Origin of the sequence: Enterococcus sp. DIV1089c, from assembly GCF_050530965.1 — a bacterium.
Classification (GTDB): Bacteria; Bacillota; Bacilli; order Lactobacillales; family Enterococcaceae; genus Enterococcus_B; species Enterococcus_B hirae.
This window is the reverse complement of sequence record NZ_CP172888.1, coordinates 2,455,414-2,480,464: the sequence shown is the minus strand read 5'-3', so window position 1 is coordinate 2,480,464 and position 25,051 is coordinate 2,455,414. Positions and strand designations below refer to the sequence as shown.

Below are 25,051 nucleotides of genomic sequence, written 5' to 3'. Positions count from 1 at the left end.
AACAACCGCAAATCTGTTAAAAATTACCATTCTATCGGTAAAAAAAGGTTTTGTTCTAAGCGGATAATCGTAGATAATTTTAGTGTAGGTGTTTCATATGTTTTTGGAGGTGAGTATACGTAAGATTAAAATGAAAAATTTTTCTTTACATAGTGATTTTTGTTATGTTAATAGTCAAATAAACTATCATCTCATGAGCAAAAAAGTAACCTTTTACAAATATTAGGAACGTTCACATTAGGAATGTTCATAAGAAATAATAAAAATTTTGTTTATTTAATCTTTCCTTTTAGAGAATTTGAGCAAGGAAAAAGAGTGAGTGTATTAGTAAGAGAGGAGGACAGAAAATTTGAAAAGCAAGCATTTGCGAACGATAACAACCTCTTTGTTGTTGTTCCAAAATTGTCTTTATCCATTAACCGTTTTTGCTGAGGAAGCACCACCAGAACTAGATACGGAGTTTGTACAGGATTTACAAAATCAAGGGGAACAACCAGTGATGCAAGAACCTGTTTCACCTGAAACAGCTGCAAACGACTCAGCAGAAGAGTCAATCGAGGTAGAGGAGCCAGTAGAAGAAAATACAGAGGAAATCGTAGAAGAAGCACCTGTAGTTGAGGAAGTACCGATCGTTGAAGAACAAGAAGTGGAAGAAGTACCAACTGAAATACCAACTGAACAGCCAACTGAAGTAACGGAACCTGTGACTCCATGGGAAGATCCTGTACCACCAGTCCTTCGACAAAGTGCTGAGTTAAGGAAGAATAATTTACCAAACCTAGATAAATATCGACCTGATCTGATAGCAAATGGGAAAAAAAGTTATATTGAGAAAACGTTAGCGACACAGATTAATCGCACTATTATGTTGGGAGCTGCCGTTGGTTCGAAGACTTCCTTTACTGTGAATGTGCCTACCTATGAGAAGGTCACTCAAGATAAAGATCATGGTTGGATTTCTTGGATAGCAAGTAATCTAACCACAACGGATGATTATCCATACGATACGATGTATTATGGGAATCATTCATCTTACCGCGGAACGTATACGTTAACGATTCCATCTGATCAAAGTGTCAATGGGTACCAAGTGACGGTTACGAAGCCTAGTATTTCTTCTTATGCCGCATCTTTTACCGTCACGATCACTAGGCTGGCATCGACCAGTGCAAAAGAAGATCGATTAGTACTTAACGGAGACGTGAAACTAGGGACGACGGCTGTAGCCTCCCAATACTCTGTTTTAGACTCGATCCCGATCGAAGATGTTTCGTATGTCAATGCTTTGCTGGGAACGATTACAGTGAAGAAAGAGCAACCTGAATTTGAGATTAAAAATGAAGTGACCGTTGAAGCACAAAGAGGAAAAGAACTGTCTACGAGCATCCTAAAATCGTGGTTTTCTACGATATCGGAGAATTCAGGGAATTATGACTATAGTCTGTCTTCCGGACCGGCAGAATGGGCACCAGAGACTAACGGACAAGCAACAGTCGCTGTCACAAATAAAGCAACAAATGAAACAAAAGAATATGAAACGAAATACTCCGTCGTAGACACTAAAGCACCCACCGCAACACTTAAAAAAGAGATCGTGTTTGAAGCAAGGCGTACAGGTGCGCTCACGCAAGCAGAACTACGAGAACTGTTGATTGAGAGTGATCTGCAAGATAATTGGAGTTTACCAGAAAAGATTACGATCGGATTGACTAACATCGGATCCGCAAATGAACCGTTTGAACTTGTTGGAAAGGCACCAAGTATGTGCAGTAATATTTTTATTACCTTAACAGATGAAGCTGGAAATACGGCTCGATACATGAAAAATATTTCAGTCGTTGACACGCAAGCACCAGAGGGCAAGCTTAAGGAGTCACTGTTTTTTGAAAAAGGCAGTAAAGAGCCAGATTTACGAGAGTTATTAGATGGCGAACCCACCGACAACTGGTCGCTACCAGAAAATATCAAACTTGCGTTAAGCTTCAAGGACGGCAAGCAGTTTTCAGAATTACCTGAAGGGGCGCACGAGTTTACGTTAACCTTGACGGATGAAAGAGGAAATGCTAGAGAACTTAAGGGTAAGTTGTACATCGGTGAACGGTTTGAAATAAAGTCTGAAGTGGTTGTTGAAGCCCAACGAAGCCAAGAATTATCTCGGACGATTCTAGAATCATGGTTTGATAAACGACCAAAAGATACCGATGATTATGAGTATCGTCTGACTAATGGACCGAAAGAATGGGCACCTGGAGCAACTGGAGAAGTAACAGTTGCTGTGAAAAACAAAACAACGAATCACACGCAAGAACTTACTACTAAATATACAGTAGTAGATACGAAGGCACCGACAGCAGAGTTTGAACGGAGTGTTTCATTTGAAGCAAGACGTACAGGCAGTCTTAGCCGAGAAGAGTTAATGAGTGTGATTAAAGAAGGGACTTTACAAGATAATTGGAGTTTACCAGAAAAGATTACGATTGGGCTGGAGGATCTTCAAGGAGGAAAGTTTGAAGTTGCTGGGAAAGTGCCTTCATCTACTGCGTATGTTGTAGCCTCTGTTCTAACAGACGAAGCAGGAAACCAACAACACTTTTCACCTATAAATCTATTGATCGAGGATACAACACCTCCAGAAGGAAAGCTAAGAGATTCACTTGTCTATGAGCAAGGAAGTGAAATGCCGGATTTACGAGAGTTGTTAGATGGCGATCCAACTGACAATTGGTCCTTACCAGAAAATATCCGACTTGAGTTAACTTTCGAGAATGGCTTAGAATTTTCTGAGTTGCCTGCAGACGATCATCGATTTACGCTGAAATTGATTGATGAATTTGGCAATAAAACAGAACTAGACGGAATATTGATGATTACATCTAACGCACAATACATCGATGTCACCATTCCTGCACGTATGAGTTTTGTACAGGAGGATATTCTAGCTGGTATCGCTTCACCAAATTATGAGATCAAAAATAATTCCAACCGTCCGGTATCCGTTTATGTGGATACCATGACTAGTCTTGAAGAAACCGAACGATTAACTGAACTGACATTAGGTTTGCAAAATACGGATCATGAACAAGAGGTAGTTTTAGTAGCAAATGGTCAAAATCTATCAGAAACCGTTGAACTTGTCACTTTAACAAGTGAACAGAATGCTTATGAGTTCTCTTTCTTTGGAACAGCAGGTGACAACATCTTGTCGGAAACTTTAGATGCTCCAATCAGACCTAGTTACTTGATGCAGTTGCATTTTAAAACACCATGAGATATAGACCTATTCAAAAGAGATCGTGAAAGCATCGGATAGTTCCGAAAACAAACAGAAAGAATTTTTTTGTATGTTTTTTTCTTCCTAATCGATACGGAAGTATTTCTTTTGTAAAGAAAACGTTTACAATCTATACTTTAAATAGAACGAAAAGGAAGGAGCAAATAAAATGAAAAAAGCATTGATTATTTGTGCAGCAGGGATGTCATCTTCTATGATGGCTTCTAAGACCACGGATCTATTCAAACAAAAGGGGGAAGAAATCGAAGTCGATGCGGTATCTGCGACAGAAGGCGATAAAATGATCAAGTCAAGCGACTTTGATTTATTTCTCATTAGTCCTCAAACCACGATGTTTTTAGATAAGTTTGTTAAACTAGGAAAAACGGTTGATAAACCTGTGGTTAGTATTCCCTTTCAAGCGTATGTTCCGATTCCCACAGGTATTCAGAAATTAGCGGATTTGATTGAAGAAAATATCTAACTAGGAGTGGATAAAGATGAAACAGATCGAAAAAGCATTGTTAGGGCTATTGATCAACTATCAAAAAAAATATATCACTAGTCATGAGCTTGCTTCTGAATTGTCTTTATCTGATCGAACAATCCGTAAATACATGGTTGATGTCAAAGAGAAAATTGAAAAAAACGGAGCAAAAATTATTGCCAAACAAGGACAAGGATATCAGTTGGCGATCTTAAAGCCTTTGGCATTTGCATTTTTTTTAAAACATCAAAATATCGCAGCTGATCAAGGCATGTCTGAAATGGAATTTTTTGAAACTGAAGATCGTCAAAAATATCTGTTAAATAAGTTATTGCTAGAAGATGAAGCCATTTTTATGGATGAATTAGAGTCGGAACTCTTTATCAGCCGTTCTAGTTTATCCAATGATCTAAATGAGATAAAGGCAAAAATTGAGCCCTATGCGTTAAAAATTTGTTCTAAACCACGACAAGGAATGTGGATCGAAGGATCAGAGCAAAACAAGCGCCATTTTATTATGGACACGTTTTTTGGTGATCAAGCAACGAACTCTTTAAAAGATTATTTAGTGAACAGTCACTTTTTCAATGAATTCAATTTTGAAGAGGTTTTAATCATTATTTTAGATGAGATCCGAGAAGCAAATTTAAAAGTTTCTGATTTTATCATGCAAAATCTAGCATTACACCTAGCCTTAACGATCAAGCGAATCAACGAAGGATTCCCCATTGAAGCTTTAGATTTTAGTGAAGAGTTAGTGGATCGCCGTGAATATCAAGTAGCAAAAAAGATCGTTCAACGAATGAATCGTGTGACAAAAGTACCTTTTCCAGAAGCGGAAATTCATTATCTGACGTTGCATTTGGTTGCTAAGTCTAACCCCATCGAAAAAATAAATGATGAGCTGCTTTACAAGGAATTAGCAAGAGTGATTGAGCAGCTTGCCGACTTTTTTGGCGATTCACTGATTGAGGATCAACAATTAAAAAATGGTCTGCTTAATCATTTGACGCCAATGGTGGTTCGTCTACGGCAAGGGATTACTTTAGAGAATCCGTTGACTGAGGATATAAAAAAAGAAAATATAGTCGCCTTTGAACAGACGAAAAGAATATTTAGTCAAATGCCTATGCTACGACAATTCACGATCAATGAAGATGAATGGGCGTATCTTACCTTACACATCATGGCAGCTTTAGAAAAAGTCAGAACAGCGAAAAAAATACGTGTATTGATCATTTGTGCAACTGGTTATGGAAGTGCGCAATTGTTGAAGAATCGTGTGCTTGCTGAGTTTGGCGAAATGCTCTTAGTGACCAATGTCAAAGGTTATTACGAGATCAATGAAATGACTTTGATGGGCGTAGATATGATTATTTCATCAATCGATTTATCAACGATGATTTTTAAGATCCCCGTATTACATGTGAGTGTCTTTTTGAATCCACTAGATAGCCAAAAAATTCGACAGACGATTGCGGACTTACAACCTTGTCCGTCAAAAAGAATAAAAACTACTTGCACAGATTCTCCGAAAAAAAGACAGGATTATCATGGCCAGCTTTCTGAAAGATGGTACAAAGTCTATTCTGAAAGACCAACTAAAGAGACGGTGATTTTAGACCTACTCTCGCTTTTAGAAAAAGACGAAGTAAAAGATTATACCCTTGAAATGATGGCACAAATCAGCAAGCGAGAGAAAATGGGACAGATTGTCTTCAGTGAAACCGTTGCAGTCCCACATCCAGCTATTCCAGTAGGGGTCACGACAAAAATTGCAGTCGCAGTGATTCCGGAGGGGATGTTTTGGGATGATTACCAACAGATCAAATTTGTTTTTCTCGTGTCACCATCTTTTATTGAAAACGAAGAAATTACTATAGTGACAAAAGCAATTGTGCAATTAATTGATCGCACAGATTTGCAACAACAAATTTTAATTGAACCAACGTTTGAAAATTTTAGCAATCATTTTGACGAGGTGATTGAATAAGGAGGAATACGTGTGACTGGAAATATGACGAGTGAAGAATTACAAGTCATCGCTTTTGATATTATTTTGCATAGTGGAAATGCCCGAACATTGATTCATGAAGCCTTCAAACTTCTACGGCAAGGAGAAAAAGCGGAAGCAAGTCAACAATTAGATAAAGCAAATGAAGCTATTTTAGAAGCGCATAAAGCCCAGACAAACTTGCTAAAAGAATATGCAAGTGGGCAAAAAATCGAGATGGAGATCATTATGGTCCATGCCCAAGATCATTTAATGACAACAATGACCCTTTTAGAAGTTGCAAATGAAATGAGTTATTTGTATCAACAAAAAGCTTGAAAGAGGAGATTAAGGTGGATGAAACTAAGAAGCAACAATTAGCTTTAGAAAAGAAACAATTTAGTTTGAAAATCATGTACTTCAATCGTTATCTTGTGATTCGTTATTTGACAGCCTTTTTCTTTTTCATCAATCTTAATTGGCTAGTACTACTATTAATCGCAAGAAGCAGTGCCTGGCTACTGCCGCTTAGCTTGCTGGGTTTGATCGTTCCTGCTATCGGTGAACAAGTCATACTTTATCGTACGCACACGAACCGAGCACCTTGGACGAGCAATTATTTTAAGATTCAAGGAATGATGAACGTAGGAATCAGTGGCTTACTACTTACCCCATGGTATCGCTCATTTTTTCCATTTATGTCTAATGATCATAGCACCAAGCTATTTTTACTCGCATTATTTGTAAGCGGTATCTTTGTTTGTGGCTTTTGCTGGTTCCGCTTAGAAAAAATTGAACGTAATCAAGACCGTCAATATCAACGTGTTAAACAATATGAAAAGATTTCACAATTAGGGAAGGGGAGTAACTAATGTTTAAATTTTTGGAAAAGTATTTGATGGGACCGATGGGAAAAATTGCACAAATGAAAATCGTTCGGGCGGTAATGGCAGCAGGGATGGCTTCGATTCCATTTACGATTGTCGGGTCGATGTTTTTGGTTTTGAATATCTTACCTTTACCATTTCCATTTCTTGAAGGGTTTTTCAACGCTACATTTTTTAAAGTCAGTGATTTGTACATGATCATCAACACGATGACCATGGGGATTTTATCCATTTATTTTGCTATTGTTTTTGCTTATGAACTGACTTCAATCGAACGAGATGAACAAGGGTTGAATGTCAATCCTTTAACTGGTTCGCTGCTTGCGGTATTTGCTTTCTTCATGTGTATTCCGGAATTAGTGTTATCCGATGGGAAAGTAAGCTTGATCGCTAGTATCTCAGATACGGAAACTGTCGTGAACGGAATTCGGATGGGCTCATTTGTCGAGCGGCTAGGCACTTCCGGTATCTTTACAGCAATCATCATGTCATATATAGCTGTTGAATTATATTGCATCTGTGTCAAACGGAATTGGGTCATCAAGATGCCTGATGTAGTACCTCCAGGTGTTTCTCGTTCCTTTACAGCTTTGATCCCTACATTTGTGATTGGCTTCGTCGTGATGCTTGTTAATGGTCTGTTGGTTGTATTAGGAACAGATATCTTCAAAATGATTGCGATCCCATTCGGGTTTGTTACTCAATTAACGAACACATGGTTAGGGATCATGGTGATCTATTTCTTGATCCATGCACTATGGATCGTGGGTATCCACGGCGCCAATATCATTACTTCTTTCTTGACACCAATCGTATTAGCGAACATGGCAGCAAATGCACAGGGAGCGAATTTCCCGCTTGCTGGCGAATTTAATAATTCCTATGTGACAGTAGGAGGATCAGGGGCCACATTAGGATTGATCTTCTTCATTGCCTTTTTGGCTAAATCCGATCAATTAAAAGTACTAGGGAAAGCTTCACTAGTTCCAGGTATCTTTAATATCAATGAGCCAATTATTTTTGGGATGCCAATTGTTTATAATCCATATCTGGCTGTTCCATTTTTCCTAGCACCGATGGCATCGGCTTCACTAGCTTATTTTGCCATTCGCTTCGAGATCGTTAAGCCAATGCTGGCGCAAATGCCTTGGCCTTCGCCAGTTGGTGTGGGCGCATTTGTCGGTAGTGGGGGAGACTGGAAGGCGGCTGTTTTAGCAGTATTATGTGCAATTTTAGCGTTCTTCATTTGGTTACCATTCATCAAATACTATGACAATAAACTGTTGACTGAAGAAAGAGAAAAAGCAGCCGAATTAGCTGCGGAATAAAGCCATGTGATTTGCTTCAAGTAATTCAATAAAAACAAAGATAGAAAACTACGATAAATATGAAGCGACCTCCAAAAAATCTAATTTTTGGAGGTCGCTTCAATACGTTTCGCATCTCGTGTTTTTTTTATTGTAAACAAGTGGTATTCATTGAAATACTCAATCTTCCATCAATTCTTTGACGACTTCATAATCGCCTTTATAAGGAACATCTATCCCATTGATTTTTTGATAAGGGTCGACTCCTTTTCCAGCGACTACAACGGAATCTTCAGGATTGCTGATCGCTAATGCTTGTCTGATCGCTTCTGGACGATCCATTTCATAATGAACCTCAAGCTCAGCATTAGTGATAGCTGCATTGATTTCTTCAGCGATTTTTTGTGGATCTTCAAACGCTGGATCATCCGCTGTTAAAAAGACGACGTCAGCTGTTTCTGATAATACTTTTCCGAAATCCTGACGGCGAGAAACTGCTTTGTTTCCGGGACTACCTAGAACAACGATGACCCGACCCTTCGGATGTTCTTTTTTGGCAAATTCTAATAATGTTTTTAAACTGAGATAATTATGTGCATAATCGACATAAACATGACTGCCATTTTTTTGGATCAACTGATCCATCCGTCCAGGCACACGTGCTGCTTTGAGTCCTTTTTGGGCATCCTCGATGGAGGCGCCAGTCAACGCAGCCGCAATGATAGCACTTGCTGCATTTTCTTGGTTGAAATCACCGGCTAATTGGATCTCATAGTCTGCTTCGATATCAAGTTTTCCGTTGTGTTTGATCAAGTGAAAGGCATGGTTCCCTGAAGTTAAACTTTTTACTTCATAATCAGATTCGGCAGAACGTCCATAAGTGATGTAAGGGACGTTTGCTAACTCAGCCGTTTCCTGTAAAAGATCGAAATGATCACTTTCATGATCTAAAATCACAGTTTTAGAATTTAAAATCAATTGACGTTTGCAATAGAAATAATCATCAAAAGTTGGATGTTCAATGGGGCTGATATGATCAGGAGAGATGTTCAGGAAGATTCCTACATCTAGCGTTAAACCATATACCCGTTGCGTTTTGTAAGCTTGTGAGGATACTTCCATCACTAAATGTGTCATGCCATTTTTTACCGCTTCCGCCATCATGCGATACAAGTCTAATGATTCAGGCGTTGTTAAATGGGATTTAAAAAAAGTTTGTCCATCTAAAGTCGTGTTCATTGTTGAAAGCAACGCTGTTTTATTGTTTGTCGCATGATCTAAAATGGCTTTGGTAAAATAAGCTGCCGTTGTTTTTCCCTTAGTTCCAGTGTAGCCGATCACTTGCAATTGATTTTGGGGATACTGATAAAAAGCCATGGAAAGGATCGCCATCGCTTTGCGAATATCAGTCACGATGATACCAGTTGCTGTATTTTCGTAAGGCTGTTCAGCGACGTAGTAGCTCAAACCATTCGAGATCGCACTTGTTAAATACTCTTCTTTGAAATTCAGACCTTTACAAAAAAACAGCGTCTCATGATCTACTTGGCGTGAGTCATAACTTAACTTTTTGAATACAAATTGCTCAGGAGCATCTAAATGCCAACCTTGAACAGAAACAAATTCTTTTAATAAATTTTCTTTGATCAATAATTTACGGATATCTTCTAAAGAGAAGCTCATTGAATCATCCCTCACTTTATTATTCATTGGGTTCTGATCCATTATAGCATATTTCAAAAGGCTTACGGGAAGGGAAGAAGGAGAATAAAGTTAGTTGATTGCAAAAAGGAAAAAGCTAGCGTAAGACGATGACCTCACTGATTACAGGGCTAGTTTTTTGTAAAAAGATGAGAGGAAGAAAAGATTTACTCAATTTTTTTGATATTAGTATAGAAATGTTTTAACCTTTAAGTACAAGGATCTTCTGTTTTCAAGATGTCTTTGATTACTATAGAGAGGAGGATAAGGAAATTCCTGATTCCAATAAGAAATGATAGATTGATTAAGAAAAATATGAAAATGAAAGGGAAATAGAATGGTTGAAATAGAAGAGAAGCAAATTCTAGTTTTGGGGTTGAAATCAGAAAGAGATAAGTTTATTCTCTCGTATTCAGATGAAAAGTTAACCCGAGAAAACTACATTGATACTTATAACAATAAAATAAAAGAAGCTATTTTACAGGAAGCTGAAAAATTGACCACTAAAGAGAGGTGGCAGAATTTTACCAAGAATTTATATTCCTATATTCCCATAAATATTAAAATGGATCCTATAGGGAAACATTATCTTCAATCTTTGCAAGAAAAAGAGAAAAATAAATTAGAAAATATTTATAAAGATGTACATATATTGAAGTTAAAAGAAAAATGTTTGTTCGAAAAAGTTGGAGAAGTTATTTCCCCTATTTTACATGCCAAAAGAGGATGTAAAATAGGGATCGATGCTGCTATAAAAAATGCCAATACTCAATTATTTTTTGTTATAGACGGAATAAATATGCGGAATGTTGTTCATAAAAAAGATTTGTATAACCGAAGTATTACAAATAGAGAACTGAGATATATTTATCGTCATCGCTACGCTTTAGAGGGGAAAATCACATTTTTTTCTAATGGAAAACAATGTGAAGCACCTTGGGAAAAAGATCCGCAACTATGGAGTGAATACAAGCATTCCTCACAAAGCTTTATTTATAAATATAGAGATATAATTAGTAAAAAACAAGGCATGTTGAAGTCTGGAGAACATTCGAGTATAAAACAACCACTCAATCACTTAACGGAAAAGGCTATCAATGAACAGAAACACAGGAACAGTTTGTTATCTAATTCTAATGAAAATATAAAAATAAAACAAAACAAAGAGTTATCTAAAGAATAGTGAATTTACAGAAAAATCACACAAAAAAGATTGCCAGTTTCCCATTTTGCTATTAAACTGTTAGTAATGTTTTGAAGAAAGTTGGAATCTGATCGATGACTAATCAACGAAAACCAGCAATGGAAAATTTAACACCTCAAGAAAAAATGGCTCGTGGCTCTGCTTGGATGACAGCTAGTAATATCATTTCCCGGTTACTCGGTGCGATCTACATTATCCCATGGTACGCATGGATGGGAGAGAATGCGAAAGCTGCCAATGGATTATTCAATATGGGCTACAATATTTATGCTTTGTTCCTACTGATTTCAACAGCTGGGATTCCGGCAGCGATCGCAAAGCAAACCGCTCGCTACAATTCATTAAATGAATATGGGACCTCTCGGCGTTTATTTATTCGAGCATTACAGATGATGGGTGTACTAGGACTCTTATTTTCATTATTTATGTATGTGGCTTCGCCTTGGCTCGCACATGCTTCTGGTGGCGGAGCAGAATTGATTCCAACGATGCGATCACTCAGTATCGCGGTACTTGTTTTTCCTTGTATGAGTGTCATACGTGGGTATTTCCAAGGAAACCAAGAAATGATGCCGTATGCACTTTCCCAAATCGTGGAACAAGTCGCACGGATCTTTTACATGTTGCTTGCGACCTTTATTATTATGAAAGTCATGAAAGGCGATTATGTCACAGCAGTTACTCAGTCGACTTTTGCTGCATTTATCGGAATGTTAGCAAGTATTTTGGTTTTGTTGTATTTTTTGAAAAAACAACAGGCGTATTCAGCGGCACGTGTCCAGTATAGTCATAACCAAGTCAACGTAGCGACAAAAGAATTGTTACTAGATACGATCAAAGAAGCGATTCCGTTTATTATTGTTGGGTCAGGAGTGACGATCTTTAAATTAGTAGATCAGTTTACCTTTATTAAAATCATGTCAGCAACGACTGAATATTCCAAAGATCAGTTATTGGATCTCTTTTCAATTTTCAGTGCAAACCCAGATAAATTGACGATGGTCGTGATTGCGCTTGCTACTTCCATCGCTTCTACTGGGTTGCCGTTGATCACCGAAGCGGTGACGATCAAAGATCATCGTGGTTTAGCGAAACTGACGAGTGGTAATTTACAATTGTTTTCGTTCTTTATGTTTCCTGCTACCTTTGGCGTGATCCTGCTAGCCTATCCTTTAAATACGTTGTTTTATGCACCTGATAAACTAGGAAGTCACGTGTTGATCCAAGCCAGTTTTGTGGGGCTGTTCCTTGGTCTATATATGTTAGTTTCCAATATGCTTCAAGGGATGTTTGAAAATGCCGCAGCGATCCGTTATCTTGCAATCGGTTTTGTCGTGAAGGTGATCTTGCAATATCCAGCGATCCGTCTGTTTGAAGTCTATGGTCCACTATTTGCGACGATGATCGGTTTTGCTGTTTCTTGCACGCTGATTTTAAAAAAAATGCGTCAAGTTGCACGTTTCAAACCAAGTTTTGTTTGGCGGAGAACGCTATTGATTTTTATTTTGACACTGATCATGCTGGTAGCAGCTGGGGTCACGAAGTCTGTTTTCGGCTTATTCCTAAATCAAGACAGTAAAATTCAGTCATTGTTCTTGATTTTATTTGTAGCTGGTGTTGGCGGTACGGTGTACGCATACTTAGCGTTAAAAATTCGATTAGCAGAACGTCTTTTAGGACCAAGTATGGTTCATTTACGCCATCGATTAAGGATCAAGTAGTAAATAAAATTTGAAAAAAAGAAGTTAGGAATAATGTTCCCTATTATCCCTTAACTTCTTTTTTCAATCAAATGGAGGAAAAGCATGCGATTAGACAAATTTTTAGCGGATGTCGGATTAGGCAGTCGCAAAGAAGTCAAGGCACTGATCAAAAAAGGGCACATCAAAGTGAACGATCAAACCGTTAAAAGTGACAAATTCCAAGTAGATGAATGGGCGGATCAAGTGACTTATGAAGGCGAACAGTTCATTTACCAAAAAGATTTTTATTATATCCTCAATAAACCAGCTGGAGTAATTTCAGCCACTCAAGACAACTACGATCAAACAGTGCTTGATCTATTCGATGATACTTCTTATCGGGAAGACCTTTTTCCAGTCGGGCGTTTAGATAAAGATACAGAAGGCTTATTGGTTGTGACAAATGATGGCGGCTTGGCTCACCGTTTACTTTCCCCAAAGAAACATGTCGAAAAAGAGTACTTCGCTGAAGTCAACGGTATCATGACCGAAGCCGATGTACAGGCATTTAGTCAAGGATTGACCATTGACGGTGGCGAAGAAACCAGACCTGCTCAGTTATCGATTGTTTCAGTCAATTCGGAAGATGAAACATCGGTGATTCGCTTGATCCTGCATGAAGGAAAATTCCATCAAGTCAAACGGATGGTCAAAGCCGTAGGAAAAGAAGTCACTTATCTTAAAAGAATCCGAATGGGGAATTTCCTGCTCCCAGAAGACTTGGCACTCGGCGAGTATCGGCAAATGACAGCTGAAGAAGTCAAGCAGTTAGAGGGAAAGGAATTGTAATCAAACGAAATACGATGAAGAAACAAAAGCCAGCTAGCCTGTTTTTAGGCTCATTGTCAAATGATAAAATGATAGTTAGGGTATCTTTGATAAGCTAAGTAAAAGACATCTTGAATCCTTCGATGAATTGGTTCGCCCAATTCATTCTAAAGGAGTTCAAGGTGTCTTTTCTATTTTTTGAATCCTAAAAAAGATGTTGGCGAATTTCACCAACATCAAAAAGTATAGAATCGTTATTTATAGAGAGATCAGGTTAATACTAGCTTTGAAGTCAAGAAATAGCAGTTTGTCTTTACTTTAATTATTTAATTAGTTGTACAATATTTTTGTAGAAATAAAAAAGAAGTGAAGGGAATGAAAGCAGTAGCTTATTCAAATTTCCGTCGAAACTTACGTAGTTATATGAAACAAGTGAATGAAGATGCCGAAACGCTTATTGTAACAAGTAAAGATGTAGAAGATACTATTGTTGTATTATCGAAAAGAGATTATGATTCTATGCAAGAAAGGTTGAGAACACTTTCTAATAATTACGTTATGGAAAAAATTCGTCGAGGTGATGAGCAATTTTCTAAAGGTGCATTTAAGACACATGACTTAATCGAGGTTGGATCTAATGATTAAGGCTTGGTCTGGTGATGCTTGGGATGATTATCTTTATTGGCATGAACAAGGAAATAAAAGCAACATAAAAAAATTAACAAGTTAATAAAAGATCTCGATCGTTCTCCCTTTGCTGGATTAGGAAAGCCCGAACCATTAAAGCATGATCTATCTGGAAAATGGTCAAGAAGAATTACCGATGAACATAGATTGATATATAGAGTTGAAAATGAGACGATATTTATTTATTCTGCAAAAGATTACTATTAGTAGATTAAAACTATGTCAAGGGACAAAACGTTTAAGTTTTTGTCCTTTCTTATTATATTACAGACACATCACTTTAGTTTATATAAAGCAATATAGTTGCTGTTAACAAAAGAGTGAATAGAAGCAGTATAGGATTGATCGTCTGTTCAAAACTCCTGTTCAACTAATCGTGAGTATTGTCTATCTCAAAACGAATATATCTTGTACAGTAGCAACTTAAATACCTACTAGAATATCAGTGATTTTCATTCTAATGAGCGGCTGATTTTTCTGCATGTTCGACTTATTTATCGGTTTATCTATACCTGACACCCTTTTTTTATGCTCATTTCATTCGTGTTTATTTAGAAATTACTGCCATTAGCCAACGGTTTTTTGAAAAGATTGATCGCTAAAAGTGAACCTCTGCCTAATTTTGTTATCTATATTTTGTATCATTTTATCTATAATTTGTTTATTTATTCCTTTTGTTGTAAGCGCTATAATTGGCTTGTGAATGACACGAAAGGAGTTTTACGATGAAAAAAAGAAAGGGGTTAAATCATTTTTTTGCTAATCTATGGCGCTACAAAGCTTTAGTACTGATGGCTGTGCCGGGGATGCTATGGATGATTTTTTTCTTTTATATCCCAGTATTAGCAAACGTAGTAGCATTTAAAAACTTCCATATTTCTGCTGACGGGTTTTTAGCTAGTTTAAGAGAAAGCCCTTGGGTTGGTTGGGAAAATTTCCGCTTCTTATTTACTTCTGATCAAGCTTTCTTGATCACTAAAAACACCATTTTATATAATGTTACTTTTATTCTTTTGAATTTATTGATTTCCGTTGTTTTTGCCATCATTATGAGTGAATTACGGAATAAACGACTGGTAAAAGTTTACCAAACAATGTCGTTACTTCCTTACTTTCTATCATGGGTCATCATCGGGTATTTTGTTTATGCCTTCTTGAGTCCTGACAAAGGAATCTTTAATCAGTGGATCACTGGGCATGGTGGAGAAGCGATCAACTGGTATAACGAACCGAAGTATTGGCCGTTTATTCTTATCTTTATCGGCACGTGGAAAGGGATTGGCTATAACAGTATCATTTATTTTGCTTCTGTTATGGGGATCGATCCTACTTATTATGAAGCAGCGATGGTGGATGGTGCCAGCAAATGGCAACAAATCAAACATGTGACGATTCCACAATTGATTCCGTTGATGACGATCTTAACGATTCTAGCTGTCGGGAATATTTTCCGAGCAGACTTTGGTTTATTCTACAATATCCCGAGAAATTCCGGGGCACTTTATGATGTCACACAAGTATTGGATACTTACATTTATAATGGCTTGACCTCTACTGGTGACTTTGGAATGACAGCTGCAGCGGGATTGTATCAATCCGTTGTCGGGTTTGTTCTATTGATGATCACAAATACGATTGCTCGTCGTTTCGACAGCGAATCAGCATTGTTCTAGGGAGGAGAAAGAAATGAAAAAAAAGAAAGTCGAACGAGTACAGATTCGTTCATTTAACAAAACAACCAATTTTTTCTCTAACTTGTTGATCGCATTGTTTGCTCTTTCTTGCATCTTACCGTTTCTATTCGTGATTGCGATTTCTTTTACGAAAGAATCCGCTTTGACACAATATGGCTACAGTTTTTGGCCAAAAGAATTTAGTACATTTGGGTATACTTACTTATTCGGTCAAATGCAAGACAAGATTTTCCAAGCTTTATTTGTGACGATCCTTGTCACTGTTCTAGGGACTTTGATCAATAGTACAGCGACTTCTTTATACGCTTATGCGATTTCACGATCAAACTTCCCATTTCGGCGCTTCTTTACCGTATTTTGTTTGATCACGATGTTGTTCTCACCAGGGATGGTTGCGAACTATTTAGTAATGACGAATCTCTTGCAGTTAAAAGATACGATCTGGGCATTGATTTTGCCAATGGCGGTCAGCCCGTTCAATATCATCGTGATGCGAACGTTCTTCAAACGCTCGGTTTCAGATTCGATCATTGAATCTGCAAGAATTGATGGGGCTAGTGAGCTGCGAATCTTTGTGCAAATCGTTTTACCGCTGGCAATTCCAGGGATTGCAACGATCAGTTTGTTTGCTGCCTTAGGGTATTGGAATGATTGGTTTAATGCGTTGCTTTATATTCAAGATGATAAACTGGTTCCTTTGCAATATTTATTGATGAAGATCCAAAGCAATATTCAATATTTGACACAAAATTCAGGAGCGGGCAGTCAATTGACAGGCGGACTTGCTTCTGTTCCGGGAGAATCAGCTCGAATGGCGATCGTCGTGATTTCTACTTTACCGATTGCGATCAGCTATCCATTCTTCCAGAAACATTTTGTTAAAGGATTAACGATTGGTGGAGTAAAAGAGTAATGCAATAAAAATATAAAACAATTTAGGAGGAAGAAAAATGAAGTTATGGAAGAAATTAGCCTTTACTGGCGTTTCTGCAATGATGGTTGGAACATTGGCAGCCTGCGGATCGGGGACAAAAGAAAAAGCTGAAGCAAGTGATTCAACAACCCTTCAAATGTATCAAATCGGTGATAAACCAGAGAATTTCGATCAATTGATGGACATTGCAAATAAACGGATCGAAGATAAAATCGGAGTCAAAGTCAATATCAACTACATCGGTTGGGGCGATTACGAGAAGAAAATGAATGTCATTATTTCTTCTGGTGAAAACTACGATATTGCCTTTGCCAACAACTATGTATCAAATGCGCAAAAGGGTGCATTTACTGATTTGACAGAATTAGCACCAAAATATGCGAAAGAAGCGTATGATTCTTTAGATGAAGCGTATATCAAAGGAAATTTAGTTAACGGAAAATTGTATGCCTTTCCAGTAAATGGCAATGTGTTTGCCCAACAAGTGTTGACTTTCAACAAGCCGTTATTAGACAAATACAATTTATCGATTGATGGGATCGAATCTTATCAGGATGCGGAAAAAGTGTTACAAGAATTCCATAAAAAAGACCCAAATACAGCTGCTTTTGCGATTGGACAAGGATTTAAGGTCCAAGGAGATTTCGATTATCCATTAGGGAATACATTACCATTTGCGGTTGATTTGAACGGCGATGACACTAAGATCATCAATCAATACGACAACAAAACGTTTATCGAATTATTACGTACGATGCACAGCTGGTATAAACAAGGATTGATTCCTAGCGATGCTGCTACTAGTAATAAAGATTACCCACTTGAAGGGAATACTTGGTTAATGCGTGGCGAAACGCAAGGACCATACGATTATGGCGATACGATCTTGACTAATGCAGCGAAACAAGAATTGGTTTCAAAAGCAATCACTGTTCCATTGAAGTCAACTGGACAAGCACAAATGGCCAACTTTGTCGTATCAAATACCTCTAAAAACAAAGAAAAATCAGTTGAATTTTTAGGTTTATTAAATAGCGATCCAGAATTATTGAATGGTTTAGTTTGGGGTATCGAAGGCGAAGCATGGAAAAAAGATGGCGATGACAAGATCAAATTATTAGATGGGTACCAACCAAACATGCACATGTCTGCTTGGAATACCGGTAACAATGAAATCTTATACACACAAGATACGATCACAGATGAAATGATCGCGGAAAGAGATAAATCAATCGAAGAAGCAAAAACTTCTCCAATCTTAGGCTTTAGTTTCAATACAGATAGCGTAAAAACAGAACTAAGTAATATCTCAAATGTCATGAATCAATACCTAGATGGATTAAATACTGGGACAGTTGATCCTGATGAAACATTACCAAAACTGAAAGATGCTTTGAACAGAGCAGGTTATGACAAAGTATTAACAGAAATGCAAAAACAATATGATGCATTTCGTAAGGAAAGTAAATAATTCAAGAAACTGAATTAGTTTCTAGAAAGAAGCAGAACTTTTTCCGAAATTTGCATGTCGAATTTTTGGAGAGTTCTGCTTTTTGATTAGTGTCCGAAGAAATGAAAGAAAAGCAACCAAGTAGCTAAAAGTTCATTAGGTTTTTTATCAAACTGGTTCTTTTACTTTTTTACTACTCTTGTATAATGAAAGGGAATACAATGTTTTTTATGGAGGGAATCGCATGTTAGGTAAAGCACTAGAAACATTATTTATCAGAGTGTGGGTGGTCATGAAATTAACTTTTTATTTTTGGATCTATACACTGATGGGAGCCATCGTATTAGGGATTGGACCTGCTTATAAAACAGTCAACGAATTGTTTTATCTTTATGGTTTTGAATATAAAGAGATTACGTTTAAGCGAGGGTGGGAAACATTTAAACAAACATTTGTCCGTGGGAATGTGTTGTTTGGTTTATTTTTAGCGGGGACATTTTTGCTTGGCTATAATTTATACTTATCTGTTCAAATTCAAGGAATCCTTTTTTTGATTACTGATTTTATTCTGATTTTTAGTTTACTTTATATTTACTCCACTTATCAGTATAGCTTGATTTTAGATAGTGAATACGAAATTTCGATTCCTAACCTACTTAAGTTAAGTTTTGTTTCAGGCTTTTCCAGTTTTTCGACCTTTTTGAAATTGTTGATTGGCGGAGGCATTATTTTTTGGCTAACTTGGAATTATAAAGGACTGATTCTCTTTGGTGTGATTGGCTTATTGACTGTTTGGAATGGGCTGGTGACCAAACAATGGCGGGAAAAACTGGATATGCAGTTAGAAAGCTATGAATAAATGGCGTATTTTATTTTCACAAGGAACACTTCTGAATCGTCTTTTCCGAAAATATGCGCTCGTCCTGATTTTATTAACAACGGTGGCGACTGCTATCATCAGTGTTCATACGTGGGTACAAACGCAAGAGCAAGCCAAGCGAACGACAAGTGAGGCGTTACAAAGTACCAGTCGTACACTGAACGATAAAACGACACTAAGTAAAATCATTAAAGACCAATTATTGGGGAACTCTGATAAAATCGAGAATGCGACTACTTATCTGACAAAACCGATCAATGAATATTTGATGTACGCTTATGATCAACAACAAAAAACGACCGATTTTGTCTCTTTTCCTTATCTAATGAGAGATATTTATGTCAGCTATGAGGAAGTCAGCTCCGTCTATGTTGTTTTCAGTCAATTGCCTGAGTATCTGGAATCTTCTAGAGCAAATAAAGGTGGGGTGATTAAAAGTGGTACGCCTAAATTGACAGATGCGTTTTATATCAAAATGTCGATCACGCAAGGTGAAAGCGAAGTCGGGAGCATGTTCGTCGGTTTTGAAAAAGCAGAATTGGATGCGGCATTAAAGAGTTTGAATACCTTTAGCGGCTTATCATTGTATATGATCTCTGGTACCACCAACCGTTTATACACATTCCATGATCAAGGAATGACAAAGGATAAACTAGCAACCCAAGAACAATTGATTACAACCAGCCTTCAAGAAAATTCCACTTTGCCACTGATAAACCTTGAAAAAAATAATTTCATCCAGTACCAACAATTACCCGATGATTACCGGATATTGGCTACTTTAGATCGTTCGATGGTTAGACGAGCGGTTATCCAAGATTTAGCACCATTGATTTTCGGTGTATTTCTATTAGATGTCAGTCTGTTATTCTTTTTATACCAAACCTTCAAGCGCTATTCGCAACAAGTAGATCTCGTGATGGATGCAATGAATGAAACGGCCAAAGGGAATTTGGAGACGCGGATCGATACGACCCAAACGGAATATGAATTAAAAGACCTTTCTATAGGGATCAATGAGATGTTGGATAGCATCAACCAATATGTTGAAGATATCTATAAATTGGAAATCAAACAGCAAGATGCCCACATGCGTGCATTACAAGCACAAATCAACCCTCATTTTCTCTATAACACGTTAGAGTATATTCGGATGTATGCATTAAGTGAAGGCAGCGAAGAATTGGCAGATGTGGTGTATGCTTTTTCGGCCTTGTTGCGAAACAATACTAATCAAGAAAAGACGATCAGTTTAAAGGAAGAACTGGACTTTTGCGAAAAATATGTCTATTTATATCAGATGCGTTACCCCAACCGGATCGCCTATCATTTTTCCATTGATCCATCATTAGCAAGTATCGAAGTACCGAAGTTTGTGATTCAACCATTGATCGAAAATTATTTTAAACATGGGGTCGATTTTACACGTTTTGATAATGCCTTAAGCGTGAAAGTGTTTCGTGAAGGGCAGCGAGTCCAGATTATTGTGAAGGATAACGGCAAAGGGATCACACCGGAACGCTTGGCAGAGATCGAATCAAGATTGGCGCATCCTAAAGTCGAATTGTACCAATCGATTGGTTTGCAAAATGTGAATGAACGTTTGCGTGCTAGTTTTGGTCATAGTTATCAGATGAAGCTAAGTACCAATCAAGAAGGAGGATTGTCTGTCACTATTACATTTAAAGAAAAGGGGTAGGAACATGTACCGAGTGTTATTAGTCGACGATGAATATATGATCTTGGCAGGGTTGCAAAAAATTGTTGATTGGGCAAGTTTGGGATTTCAGGTAGTCGCAACGGCAGAAAACGCGATGCAAGGATTGTCTGTTTTAGAAAATCAATCCATTGATTTAGTTATAACAGATGTCACGATGCCCGAAATGAATGGTTTAGAATTTATCGAGGCGGCTCAAAAGGAACATCATGCGTTTGAATTTATGATTCTTTCTGGTTATCAGGAATTTGATTATTTAAAAAGTGGGATGCAATTAGGGGCCATCAATTACTTGATGAAGCCAGTTAATAAAACCGAACTGATTGCTAGTTTAACCAAAGTGAAGCAGCAATTAGATCATCAAATTGAACAGAAAAACCAGCAAGAAATCTATCAAGAAGTCCTTTTTAGTCAGTGGCTCAATGAAGAATTAGATGAAGTGAGTGAAGAAGAGATTTTAGACAAAATCGGAGGGAAACAACGAAGAGTTTTACTCGCTCAAGTGTCTAGATCCGTCGGGAAATCAGTGAATCAGTGGCTGAAAAACCACCAAGAACTTTTTTATTATCAACGAAACTTTGGAGACATGGAACGCTTTACTTTGTTGCTGGAAGAAGCGTCAGTTTCTGCATTTTGCCGCTTCATTCAAGAGAAGAGTATGGAAGAAAACTGGTTAATCAGTATTGGAGATGAAACAGCAGATCCTGATAAAATCCCTGAGAGTTATCAACATGCCAAAGATAATTTACAACTGCATCAATTTTACGGCGAAAAAGACCAACATATCTTTTTTGCCGAACAAGAAGCAGCGAAAGAACAGGCAATTGATTTTTCTTCGTTTAATCGTGTGTTGAAAAGCGGGCAATTGGCTAGTGCCCAACAAATGATTACTCAATTTTTTGACCAATTCCAAACTGCTGTGATGACACCGGATGATATCCGTCATTTTAGTTTTTTGTTGTTTATGGATATCCACCGGGAATTGATTCGGCTAGAAGACGATGAATATTTAAAAGGGATTCAACAGATCAATCAAGCAAAAACAGTCCAAGAACTGCATCAACTCTTACTATCTTTGATCAAGGAACAGCAAAAACAAGTCCGATATAGCGAGAATGTCGAACGAGTGATGACGATCTTACACGAACACTACCGAGAACCTTTAACCTTGAAAGAAGTTTCAGAAAGCCTACATTTGAATGTGATGTATTTGGGGCAATTATTCAAAAAAGAAACGAAAAAAAGTTTTTCAACTTATTTAAATCATCTCAGAATGGAACAAGCGAAATGGTTGCTGCTGCATAGCAATCAAAATATCAATGAAATTTCTAGTGAGATCGGCTACAACAACACAACCTATTTTTCAAAGTTGTTCAAAAAAATCGTCGGCAAGTCACCAAAAGAATATCGTGAAAAGAATGGAATGATCGTATAAAATCAGCTACTGTGGTTCAGAGGAAAGTGCTCATTACCCTCATCAAGTAAATCCAAGGTGCTGCATGTCTTGAAGCTTGTTTAAATTAGTATAATTCGGTACAATTTTTCTAGATGATGTCTAGAATTTTGAAAGAAAGCGAGCATGAAACTTTCTTTTTTCTGGTTGGTGAAAAGAGGATGCAGGATGGATTTTTTACGTAAATATGGATTTTATTTTTTATTGTCAGGAGTAGTAAGTGATTTTCTGACGCCGTATGTTTTAGGGATTTTTTATCCCAAACTTAATCAAATAACTGCTGTGATCAGTCTTTTTGGGGATGTTGGTAGTCCCGTACGAAAAGCATTTTTGATTTGGTCGGTCATATCTGGCTGCTTGTATGTTTTGGCAATGCCAGCGTTATATCAAGCTTTTGTTACTACTTCAAAACCACTTGCTTTATTAGTGACAGCTGCCATCGGTCTATATGGTGTTACAGATTGTATTTTTACCGGGTTATTTAGTGTGGACACGAACGAAACTTCTTGGAATTTTTCGACTTGGATTCACAATCTTGGTTCAGGGATTGGGTATGGTGGATTTATTTTGTTCCCTTTATTTGTTTTCTTATTGTATCGCAAAATGGGCGATGCGCAATTAACTCAATCGTTTTTTATTTTACTAGTTGCCAGCTTGGTTTTTGCAGGAATTTATGGTGCAGCACGTATTCCCGGATTAAATCAATTGCCGGTTTTGAATCAGTTAGGTTTTTGTCAACGGATCAGTTTCTTCTTTAATTATTTACCAATTGTGTGGTTAAGTATCTTACACATTAGGGCATAGCGGACTGTAGCCCTAACTAAATGCTGGAAATTAGTAAAACTGATTGAAACCACAGGACAAATGTGTCAGACTAAACCTTGACCGCACATCGTGATGTGCAAATGTATATCGTAGGGGAGTCTAATGAAAGACATGAGAAATATCAAATTAACGATCGAATATGATGGGAAACGTTACTCAGGCTGGCAACGTCTGGGAGATGACGATAAAACGATCCAAGGCAAAATCGAAGCAATCATCTCACAGATGACTGGAGAAAAAATTGAGATCATTGGATCGGGGCGCACGGATTCTGGGACACATGCCAGAGGACAAGTGGCAAACTTTAAAACGACTTCTCAAATGAGTCGCAATGAAATGCTAACTTTTCTCAACCGCTATTTACCAAGAGATATCGTGATCAAGAAAGTGGAAGAAATGCCTGAACGCTTTCATGCTCGATACAATGCGACAGGGAAAAAATATAGCTATTATGTGTGGAATAATCCCATTCCAACTGTTTTTGAACGAAATCATAGTTTCTATTTTCCGCAAGAACTAGACCTGGAAAAAATGAATGAAGCTTGTCAAAAACTAATGGGAAGTCATGATTTTATCGGGTTTTCTGCCTTGAAAAAATCAAAAAAATCAACAGTTCGTACGATCCATGAACTCTCAATCGAACAAGAAGGCGGCATGTTGCACTTTACCTTTGTGGGCAATGGCTTTTTGTATAAGATGGTTCGGATCTTGATGGGTACACTCTTGGAGATCGGTACAGGAAAATTACCTGTTTCGGCGATTGATGATATTTTTGAGAATAAAGTAAGACAACAGGCAGGAGAAACCGTGCCGGCACATGGTTTATTTTTAGACGAAGTGTATTACCAATAAACATTCATATCAAATAGAACAAACTGAGAGAGTCGTTTGATTGCCTGTAGCAGGCAAAAGAATGGCTGTCTCAGTTTTTTTGAGTAGCCTACGCTCTCCCATGACTCCTCTAAGCGGTCTATTCGCAATTTCGCTAGTTTCGTGATACATTCAGGACGAATTTACATATTTGACCAAGAAGTGAGGGGAAAAGTGGTGGAGCAAGAGCTAGCAGAATTATACAATCTCATTTTAAACCCTAATACCCGTGAATGGGAGCGGACATTGTTGATCCAAGCGAAAAACCAAGCAGGGGAAAGAAAACAAAGAAAAGAAATCCTTGAAATGATTGAAGTCTCTTTACGACCACTAGCACTTCGGGGGAATTTGACGCCTGACGTCATGGACTTTTATTTGAAGATCACCCATGATCCGATGGGACAAGTGTCTTACGACTTTGCGAAACACCAGATCACCGATGAACGCTATCAAGAAAAAGCCGTCTTTGCCGGGGGCTGTTTCTGGTGCTTAGTCGAACCGTTTGAAACACGGCAAGGGATTATTTCCGTGTTGTCCGGATATACTGGCGGGGAGGTCGAACATCCTAACTATGACCAAGTTAGCAGTGGCACGACTGGGCATGTGGAAGCAGTGGAGATTATTTTTGATCAGCGAATGATAAACTATGAAGAACTATTAGCGATTTTTTGGCAAGTCACCGATCCAACAGATGCCTTTGGACAGTTTCAGGATCGTGGGAATCAATACCGCTCCATCATTTTTGTAGAAAATGAAGAACAAAAAATACTAGCAGAAAAATCCAAGCAACAAGTGATCGCTTCGTATCAGTTTGCGGAACCAATCGTCACACAGATTAAGCCAGCAACAACTTTTTGGCCTGCTGAAAATTATCATCAACAATTTTACAAAAAACAACAACAACGTTATAAGAAAATCAAGAAGTCTCATCAACAATTTTTATTTTTTAAGCGGGCAAAGAAAAAATGGTCTGGGGGAGACGAATAAGTAATCGTGTAAGTGGAAGATGTTCTGTAAAAATCAGTCATTCCCTTAAAATTGCTAGATGATTTAATAACGATTAAAATCTAATAATACTTTTAAGTAAGCGCTGTTGATTAAGTGGTACACTTATTTGAGAAACCTCTCTCAAATAAAAGAAAGAAGGTACCTATGATGAAGAAAAGGCGTTTATTGGTTTT

The 25,051-nt window shown here is 37.7% G+C and carries 20 protein-coding genes and 1 pseudogene; 20 read left to right on the top strand and 1 reads right to left on the bottom strand.

The window, feature by feature from the left end; translation table 11 throughout:
* Window positions 1-349: 349 nt before the first annotated feature.
* From IGL30_RS11670 to celB, 6 genes are all read left to right on the top strand, one after another.
* Entirely contained in the window at window positions 350-3,268 is a 2,919-nt protein-coding gene (locus IGL30_RS11670; RefSeq protein WP_123874942.1) for a hypothetical protein, read from the top strand.
* A 172-nt stretch (window positions 3,269-3,440) separates the two neighbouring features.
* On the top strand, window positions 3,441-3,755 hold the full coding sequence (locus tag IGL30_RS11665) for a PTS cellobiose transporter subunit IIB (RefSeq protein ID WP_010721024.1): 315 nt from the start codon (window positions 3,441-3,443) through the stop codon (window positions 3,753-3,755).
* Window positions 3,756-3,771: 16 nt separating this feature from the next.
* Window positions 3,772-5,751 carry a BglG family transcription antiterminator gene (locus IGL30_RS11660; protein WP_123874943.1) on the top strand — a complete coding sequence of 660 codons (1,980 nt, stop codon included), beginning with the start codon at window positions 3,772-3,774 and terminating at the stop codon, window positions 5,749-5,751.
* 24 nt (window positions 5,752-5,775) lie between these two features.
* Window positions 5,776-6,090 carry a PTS cellobiose transporter subunit IIA gene (locus tag IGL30_RS11655; RefSeq protein ID WP_014834421.1) on the top strand — a complete coding sequence of 105 codons (315 nt, stop codon included), beginning with the start codon at window positions 5,776-5,778 and terminating at the stop codon, window positions 6,088-6,090.
* A 14-nt stretch (window positions 6,091-6,104) separates the two neighbouring features.
* Complete coding sequence (locus tag IGL30_RS11650; RefSeq protein ID WP_088745546.1) at window positions 6,105-6,623, top strand: hypothetical protein; 519 nt, start codon at window positions 6,105-6,107, stop codon at window positions 6,621-6,623.
* Window positions 6,623-7,966 carry a PTS cellobiose transporter subunit IIC gene (gene celB / locus IGL30_RS11645; protein ID WP_010721020.1) on the top strand — a complete coding sequence of 448 codons (1,344 nt, stop codon included), beginning with the start codon at window positions 6,623-6,625 and terminating at the stop codon, window positions 7,964-7,966. Before IGL30_RS11650 ends, celB begins: the two co-directional genes overlap by 1 nt.
* A gap of 159 nt (window positions 7,967-8,125) precedes the next feature.
* Here celB and IGL30_RS11640 read toward each other — a convergent pair whose 3' ends face one another.
* Window positions 8,126-9,628: a UDP-N-acetylmuramoyl-L-alanyl-D-glutamate--L-lysine ligase gene (locus tag IGL30_RS11640; protein WP_123874985.1), complete on the bottom strand. Its 1,503-nt coding sequence runs from the start codon at window positions 9,626-9,628 to the stop codon at window positions 8,126-8,128.
* Between the two features lie 355 nt (window positions 9,629-9,983).
* On the opposite strand from IGL30_RS11640, the gene IGL30_RS11635 reads away from it, so the two are divergent.
* From IGL30_RS11635 to msrA, 14 genes and pseudogenes are all read left to right on the top strand, one after another.
* Complete coding sequence (locus tag IGL30_RS11635; RefSeq protein ID WP_430618320.1) at window positions 9,984-10,829, top strand: hypothetical protein; 846 nt, start codon at window positions 9,984-9,986, stop codon at window positions 10,827-10,829.
* Between the two features lie 95 nt (window positions 10,830-10,924).
* Window positions 10,925-12,571, top strand: a complete 1,647-nt coding sequence (locus tag IGL30_RS11630; RefSeq protein ID WP_096709859.1) for a putative polysaccharide biosynthesis protein — start codon at window positions 10,925-10,927, stop codon at window positions 12,569-12,571.
* An 84-nt stretch (window positions 12,572-12,655) separates the two neighbouring features.
* Window positions 12,656-13,381, top strand: coding sequence for a pseudouridine synthase (locus IGL30_RS11625; RefSeq protein WP_088745542.1), 726 nt, complete (start codon window positions 12,656-12,658; stop codon window positions 13,379-13,381).
* A gap of 354 nt (window positions 13,382-13,735) precedes the next feature.
* Window positions 13,736-14,005, top strand: coding sequence for a type II toxin-antitoxin system Phd/YefM family antitoxin (locus IGL30_RS11620; RefSeq protein WP_088745541.1), 270 nt, complete (start codon window positions 13,736-13,738; stop codon window positions 14,003-14,005).
* A pseudogene (locus tag IGL30_RS11615) lies at window positions 13,998-14,254 on the top strand (Txe/YoeB family addiction module toxin). The gene IGL30_RS11620 and the pseudogene IGL30_RS11615 overlap by 8 nt, the downstream one beginning before the upstream one ends.
* A gap of 518 nt (window positions 14,255-14,772) precedes the next feature.
* Window positions 14,773-15,720: an ABC transporter permease gene (locus IGL30_RS11610; protein WP_088745540.1), complete on the top strand. Its 948-nt coding sequence runs from the start codon at window positions 14,773-14,775 to the stop codon at window positions 15,718-15,720.
* A 13-nt stretch (window positions 15,721-15,733) separates the two neighbouring features.
* Window positions 15,734-16,654 (top strand): carbohydrate ABC transporter permease, encoded by a 921-nt coding sequence (locus tag IGL30_RS11605; protein ID WP_010721014.1) that lies wholly within the window; start codon window positions 15,734-15,736, stop codon window positions 16,652-16,654.
* 37 nt (window positions 16,655-16,691) lie between these two features.
* Window positions 16,692-18,146, top strand: a complete 1,455-nt coding sequence (locus tag IGL30_RS11600) for an ABC transporter substrate-binding protein (protein ID WP_010721013.1) — start codon at window positions 16,692-16,694, stop codon at window positions 18,144-18,146.
* Between the two features lie 223 nt (window positions 18,147-18,369).
* Window positions 18,370-18,984 (top strand): YesL family protein, encoded by a 615-nt coding sequence (locus IGL30_RS11595; RefSeq protein WP_010721012.1) that lies wholly within the window; start codon window positions 18,370-18,372, stop codon window positions 18,982-18,984.
* Window positions 18,977-20,704 (top strand): sensor histidine kinase, encoded by a 1,728-nt coding sequence (locus IGL30_RS11590; protein ID WP_123874945.1) that lies wholly within the window; start codon window positions 18,977-18,979, stop codon window positions 20,702-20,704. Before IGL30_RS11595 ends, IGL30_RS11590 begins: the two co-directional genes overlap by 8 nt.
* Before the next feature lie 4 nt (window positions 20,705-20,708).
* Window positions 20,709-22,157, top strand: coding sequence for a response regulator transcription factor (locus IGL30_RS11585; RefSeq protein ID WP_034867981.1), 1,449 nt, complete (start codon window positions 20,709-20,711; stop codon window positions 22,155-22,157).
* A 186-nt stretch (window positions 22,158-22,343) separates the two neighbouring features.
* Window positions 22,344-22,979, top strand: coding sequence for a DUF998 domain-containing protein (locus tag IGL30_RS11580; protein WP_123874946.1), 636 nt, complete (start codon window positions 22,344-22,346; stop codon window positions 22,977-22,979).
* A gap of 132 nt (window positions 22,980-23,111) precedes the next feature.
* On the top strand, window positions 23,112-23,852 hold the full coding sequence (gene truA, locus IGL30_RS11575) for a tRNA pseudouridine(38-40) synthase TruA (RefSeq protein ID WP_025480461.1): 741 nt from the start codon (window positions 23,112-23,114) through the stop codon (window positions 23,850-23,852).
* Window positions 23,853-24,044: 192 nt separating this feature from the next.
* A complete protein-coding gene (msrA, locus tag IGL30_RS11570; protein ID WP_123874947.1) occupies window positions 24,045-24,857 on the top strand; it encodes a peptide-methionine (S)-S-oxide reductase MsrA in 813 nt (270 codons plus the stop codon).
* The last annotated feature ends 194 nt before the right edge of the window (window positions 24,858-25,051 follow it).